General features: G+C 56.9%; 7 protein-coding genes and 2 pseudogenes. 3 read left to right on the top strand and 6 right to left on the bottom strand.

Annotated features, from left to right (window positions below; genetic code table 11):
• Positions 1-229: integrase core domain-containing protein (locus CINSTRO3249_RS11755; protein WP_143146879.1), on the top strand; the 229-nt coding region annotated here is incomplete at its 5' end.
• Positions 230-255: 26 nt separating this feature from the next.
• Here the strand turns inward: CINSTRO3249_RS11755 and CINSTRO3249_RS17250 are convergent.
• Positions 256-396 (bottom strand): annotated as a pseudogene (locus tag CINSTRO3249_RS17250) (oxidoreductase); the annotation flags it as partial.
• A gap of 120 nt (positions 397-516) precedes the next feature.
• Here CINSTRO3249_RS17250 and CINSTRO3249_RS11745 point away from each other — a divergent pair.
• Positions 517-985, top strand: a pseudogene (locus CINSTRO3249_RS11745) (GNAT family N-acetyltransferase).
• Between the two features lie 9 nt (positions 986-994).
• Here CINSTRO3249_RS11745 and CINSTRO3249_RS11740 read toward each other — a convergent pair.
• Together CINSTRO3249_RS11740 and CINSTRO3249_RS17245 are read right to left on the bottom strand one after the other, a co-directional pair.
• Entirely contained in the window at positions 995-2038 is a 1044-nt protein-coding gene (locus tag CINSTRO3249_RS11740; protein WP_074013415.1) for a type III polyketide synthase, read from the bottom strand.
• 248 nt (positions 2039-2286) lie between these two features.
• Entirely contained in the window at positions 2287-2439 is a 153-nt protein-coding gene (locus CINSTRO3249_RS17245) for a hypothetical protein (protein ID WP_174249782.1), read from the bottom strand.
• Between the two features lie 222 nt (positions 2440-2661).
• Here CINSTRO3249_RS17245 and CINSTRO3249_RS11735 point away from each other — a divergent pair, with 222 nt between their 5' ends.
• Complete coding sequence (locus tag CINSTRO3249_RS11735) at positions 2662-3156, top strand: Tle-like phospholipase domain-containing protein (RefSeq protein WP_174249781.1); 495 nt, start codon at positions 2662-2664, stop codon at positions 3154-3156.
• Between the two features lie 444 nt (positions 3157-3600).
• Here the strand turns inward: CINSTRO3249_RS11735 and CINSTRO3249_RS11730 are convergent, their stop codons facing one another.
• The 3 genes from CINSTRO3249_RS11730 to CINSTRO3249_RS11720 form a co-directional block, all read right to left on the bottom strand.
• Positions 3601-4701, bottom strand: a complete 1101-nt coding sequence (locus CINSTRO3249_RS11730; RefSeq protein WP_074013413.1) for an NAD(P)/FAD-dependent oxidoreductase — start codon at positions 4699-4701, stop codon at positions 3601-3603.
• Between the two features lie 189 nt (positions 4702-4890).
• Complete coding sequence (locus CINSTRO3249_RS11725) at positions 4891-5397, bottom strand: RcnB family protein (protein WP_074013412.1); 507 nt, start codon at positions 5395-5397, stop codon at positions 4891-4893.
• Between the two features lie 296 nt (positions 5398-5693).
• Positions 5694-5911, bottom strand: a 218-nt coding sequence (locus tag CINSTRO3249_RS11720) for an IS1 family transposase (RefSeq protein ID WP_217265391.1), incomplete at its 5' end; no start/stop codon positions are given.

Genomic DNA, 5911 nt, shown 5'->3' with positions numbered 1-5911 from the left:
CGGCGACTCCTACGATAATGCGATGGCAGAGAGTATCAACGGGTTGTACAAAACGGAGGTTATCCACCGCGGGAGCTGGAAAAACCGGACGGAAGTGGAGTTGGCCACGCTGGACTGGGTGGACTGGTACAACAACAGAAGGCTGCTCGGGCGGCTGGGTTACATCCCTCCTACTGAAGCCGAAATGAACTATTACGCTTTGCAATTAGCATCAGAGGAAGCGGCGTAGTATTGCCAAAATTACTCTCTAATAAACTCGGGGTTATTCAGAGCAATAACATCCTGGTTTACCGACATCTGACCGCGAATGGCATCGGCCACCGCTTTTAATGCCCCCCACCCGCCGGCAGAGCCGCCATAAGGCGCCAGCCCGATTGTGCTATTTTTCTGTTTCATCTTTACCCCATTTTTACCGATGGCTCAGGCATAATGCCCTTTTAAGTGTAGGACATTGCCGCAGGCACGCCGTCGGACGGGGCGGCGGCAAGCAATCATTCACCGGAGAGAGGGGTTATCATGACGGTAAATTGGTGCGACTGGCACCACAGCGAGGTGAGCGCACCGGTACTTTACCAACTGCTGGCGTTGCGCAGCGCGGTATTCGTTCTTGAACAACAGTGTCTATACGCGGATATGGAGGGCGACAATCGGCATATTGCCGGCTTTGACGAAGCGGGGCTGATGGCGTGCGCCCGTTTGCTGGTGCAGCGGGACGCGGTGAGTATCGGACGGGTGGTGATTGCCCCCCGCGCGCGCGCGGTTTGGGTTTGGGGGCGCAGTTAATGGGTCGTGCGCTGGCGTCGTGCGCCGCGCACTGGCCGGAGAAACCGGTACCCTTTCCGCCCAGGCGCATTTGCAAGCCTTTTACCGCGGTCTGGGGTTTGCCGCGGTGACGAGTCCGTACGATGAAGATGGCATTCCCCATATCGGCATGCGTCGCCCGCCCTCGTGCACGTTAAAGGACTCACAAACGCATGGCCAATAAGCCGATCAGTTAGATCCACTGCGACAGACTCATTTCGGCGGTAATACCGGGGCCGAAGCCGGCGATAATCGCCTTGCCGCCGCGTGCGAAAATCCCTTTTTCATGCATGCGGCGGTAGGCCTCGAACACTACCGAACTGGCGATATTGCCGCAATTGACCAGCGTGTCGCGGCTGAAAGAAAACTGCTCTAAATCCACGCGCAGATACTTGGCAAGATCATCCAGGATACGCGGCCCGCCGGCGTGAATAATGTAATAGGCCAGGTTCTCGATATCCCAGCCGTGATCGCAGGCCAATTGACGCATCACCGGTGCAAGCGGTTTCATGGTGCCCGGCACGCGCTTGTCCAGGCGGAAATGAAAACCGGTGTCTTTCACCTGATAGCGGATCCATTCATCGGTTTCAGGGATCAGATAGCTGCCGTTGCGTTCGAGCGACAGACCCTCGCCGGGTTCCGCGGTGACCACCGCTGCGCTGATGGCATCGCCAAATAGCCCATCGGAAAGCAGACTGCCGACGTCGCCATCGGTGGGCTGATAACTCAGCGAGCAAAACTCGCAGCTGATGATTAATACGTTGCTGCCGGGATGGGCCAGAACATAATCATGCGCCCGATTGATGGCGGCGCCGCCGGCGGCACAGCCCAGCTGGGCGATGGGCAATTGCATGGTGTTATCCGGTAGCCCCATATGATTAATAAGCCAGGCGGTTAGCGATGGCATCAAAAAACCCGAACAAGAGACATAGATAATCGCGGCGATTTGGCTGGCGCTGACGGCGGCATTGTTCAGCGCTTGCTCAACCACGCCGGGCACCAAACGTTTAGACTCGTATTCAAATACTGAATTCCGGTAGCCAAAACCGGGATGTAACGTGGCGAGTTCAATTGGCTGTATAATATGTCTTTTCATGACGCCGGTATTAATAATCAATTCTATCGATTTTTCCAGATTAGGATTGTCTTTAAAATTTGTCCTGGCTAAATTAATCGTGTCTTGCTGGCTAATAATGTATTCCGGCAAATAAACTGCTGGCTTGTGCAAGGTTGGCATATTTATAGTCTCCATAATTACTTGAATAATATCGAGTTATCAAGATGAGCGATTATCCTTGTCGGCGCTCATATTGTTAAGTTGGCTCATGTTTGTCAATGTGCTTTGGCAGCAGTATTAATTTTCCCGCAGCATCGTTTCAGGAAAATTCACAGATATATAAATGGCTTAATTATGGTATTTGCGGTTTGCGCTAGCGGGTGATCAAGCAGGGAAATATATGTTTACGCTCGCAGCTATTGCAGGCATTAATAACGGTCTTTATTTGTCTTTTCACCACCTCGCCACAAACAGATGATAAATTGTGGCGGGAAGTGTTTTACCCGCTGGCGCAGGCTCAACCCGCCGGCAATCGCCCGTATATTGGCGGCCAAGTAGGGCGATATGATCGCTTCCTGCAATTTCCAACCATCGCTATCCCTTAAATTGCCCTTAACAACAGCGGTTGAGCGATTGGGGGAGACATGTTACGACGAATTTTCGCGCCGAGTCACGTTTTGGCGTCTTTAACAAATTATCCGGCCGGCGGCCACCGGGCACTTCTTGCCACGGTGGCGCGGCTTAACACCGTCGCGCGCGTCTCCAATACGGCCGCTGACGGCGACACGGCGAGGCAACAAAGTGTGCCGACGCCCACGATTCAGGGCCGGCGCGGTGGTGATTACATTACCTGCGTCATTTCGCCGCAGAAGGGGGACTATCAGTTAGCGCAGATTGCCGGCGATGTTTACGCTGAACATTCCACTTTGCCACCGGGTGCTTTCCGTCGTTTTACCGCCGCCGATTTGCGCCGTTATGGTTTCGATGAGCGCGTGCTGCGCGATCCGTGTTCAGGCTTTCAAGCCAATTTCTATGGCAACGGCAGGCAGGTGGCGCTGGCTTTTGCCGGCACTAATGATTTTAACGACTGGCTGACCAATATACGCGCATCGCTGGGCTTCCGGGATGCACAATATCGAGAGTCCGTCGCATTGGCGCGGCAAGCCAAACGGCGTTTTGGCGACAAAGTGCTGTTTACCGGTCATTCTCTTGGCGGTTCGCTGGCCGCGACCGCCGCCGTGGCGACCGGCTCGTTGGCCGTCACCTTCAACCCGGCAGGCGTGGCAAAGAAATCTTAAGCCGCTATGGCGCGTCGCCCATCAGGGCGAGATGGCGGGCGGGTAACGGCAGCATCCGCTGTTACAGTGGGCAATATGATCCGCTGTATTGCGCGCAGCGCTGGCTGCCACCGCTGCCGAGGGTACCGGGACATCGCATTATGCTCAGGCCGCCGGCGGAACTTGCCGGTAACGTGCCGCTGCTGCAGGCGATGGTTTCATTCTGGCGGGCGCACGGCATTAAAAACGTCATCGCGGCCATGGGTCGTGCCTTCACGTCTGCCGTTTATGGATAGGGATTGTTTTCTCAGACCTGCCGCGTTTGGGTAAGAGATTTTCTTTTCAGGTCCGCCGATTAGGGGGCAGGATTTTCCTTTCCAGGGCCGCCGAGTAGGGGCCATGGTTTCCCTTTTCAGGCCTACCGCGTTTGGGTAAGGGATTTTTTTTGAGGCGCGGTGTGGATGGCTAATGGAAAAAACGGTCTGGACGGAAGGGCGCTAATAACGACGCAGGCTGGCCTGTTATCAGCTCTTGCGCCGTCAGCGTCGCCAGCAGCGCCGCCAGCGTCACCCCGCTGTGGGTGACCAGGAGGTGATAGCCCGTAATGCCCGGCAAAGGGCCGGCCGCGGGCAACCCGTCTTGCGGCAACGCACGAATGCCGGTGGTGACCTGATAATCCGTTACACCCCGCAAGCCTGGCAACAGTCGGGCGGCTTGTGCTAATAGCGCGGCTGCCGCCTGGTCCCGGCCGGTGGGAGATTCGGTGAGCGCCCAAGACACCTCCAGATCGTTAGGACAGATAAGACTATGATCGGGACCGTCGGGGCGGATATCGAACGTCGGGGTGATAAGGACGTGACGGACCGGCGCCGCGGCTGATGGCACCCGCACCAGCAAGCCCGCGGTGGGGGCGAGCGGCGGGGCGAGATCCGGTTGGAAAGGCGGGCTATCGGCCCAGCGCCCGCAACAGTTCACGACCCTGTCGGCATGGAGCGCACGGCCGTTAGCCAGGGTGACGCCGGTAACGCGATTGCCCTGACGGATGATGGCGGTAACGGGGGTGGCGGTGGACACGCTGCCGCCGCCGTCGATTACCGCATCCAGCAGGGTGTCGATGTACAGCCGCGTATCCAGCCAACCCTCCCGTTCACACCACAACACCGGCGTGGTGGGTACGGCGTCGCGTGCCAGCGCCGGTTCTTGCGCCAGTAGCGTCTCTTTGTCCAGCCAGCGAACTGGGTACCCCCATGCCGTCAACTGCTCTGCCTTCGTCGCCAGCGCAGGGGCGTCATGCGGATGACGATACTCGGCGCTGCCGGTGAGATGTAACCAGCGACGGTGAGGAAAGCGCGCCTGCAGCGCTTGATGCGCGTCTATGCCGGCATCATTCAAGCGTTGATAGTCCCGCGGCGGTTTGCCGTGGGCGTTGACCCAGGCGAAAGAGGTGCCGGACGTGCCGCTGACCCGTTCGCCGGCGTCGAGTACGGTCACGCTGGCGCCGAGATTGATAGCTTCAAAGGCCAGTGACGCGCCGATCACGCCGGCGCCGATAATGATGATTTCCATTCGCTTTGCCTGTTGATGTTTCGCGGGGCTGTGCCGGCGCTTCGTCGACGTCCGCAAAAATAATGGAAATTGAGAGTTTACAGGTTAATGATTGGGCGGGCGGGACGCAAGCGCTGCCGTTTGGAAGCCAACGCAGGCAAAAGACATTCTTAAAGCCGCCGGCGGCGCAACGCCACCGGCGTGGGACGATTAATGAGGCAGCATAGTGCTCATGATGATGGAGGTAATGATCCCCGTGGCGGCGGCAATCAACACATAATTGCCGTCGATATAGGCCCAATGTTCTCCGTACGGCGGCGCCTGCAGGCCGCGCGCATGCCAATCGTAAACGCGATAATCATCGCCGCGAAAACGCCGGGGGGCGGGATGGCCGCGGCGGAAGTCATGGCCGTTCCAGGCGAAATGATCACGTGGGCCGCCGGGCCTGCCCGGATTGCCGTGCGGACCCCCCTCATGACCACGGCCACCGCCGGGACCTCCCTCATGGCCGCCGCCATGCCCGCCGCCGCGTCCTCCAGGTCCACTCTGATTGCCTTGCCCGCCGCCGTGTCCTCCTGGTCCACCCTGACCGCCATGGCCCTGTTGCCACTGCTGCTGGGATGGCTGTCCCTGCGGGCCGTCGGCCCGGGAAAACGCGGAAAAACTACTGCTGGTCGCGAATACCGTCATAACCAATGCAAGCGTGGTCTTTTTCATTAGTGATTCCTCATTAAACAACTGCCGGGTATTGCCTGTTATTGACTAATATGGAATACACTTTGGCGGTATTAAATAACGAAATGTCTTAAAAGGGTCGATCTGACTCAGCTTTACTTCGTTTAGTAAATTCTAAACATATGTAACAGGAAAAACGCATCTTGGCTTGTTCCTCGCGGCGTAGTGGAAAAGGCAGAAGATGACCGACGATAAGCGTAATGACGCACGGCGCTTTACGGCGATTGATAATATTGCTCATCCTGCTCGCTGAGTGAAAAGCGTGGTAATGATTCCAATTAGTAGAACATGTGTTTTTCGATGAAGGCTCCGATGACTTTTTCGTGGATCTCGACAGAGCGCGAGAAGCAAATCGTTTTACGCGCCAGTCGTTTAATGCGGGTACGGAGCGTCAGGTTATTGCGCTCTATACGTTGCGTGAAGATCTTGCCAGTCAGATGTTTCTGCTTCGGCACCTCTCTTGCATAGCTGCCCCAGTTGTCACTGGTAATCATGC

Origin of the sequence: Candidatus Sodalis sp. SoCistrobi, from assembly GCF_900143145.1 — a bacterium.
Lineage (GTDB): Bacteria > Pseudomonadota > Gammaproteobacteria > Enterobacterales > Enterobacteriaceae > SoCistrobi.
The sequence above is the reverse complement of the archived record's forward strand: the minus strand, read 5'-3'. Positions and strand labels throughout refer to the sequence as shown.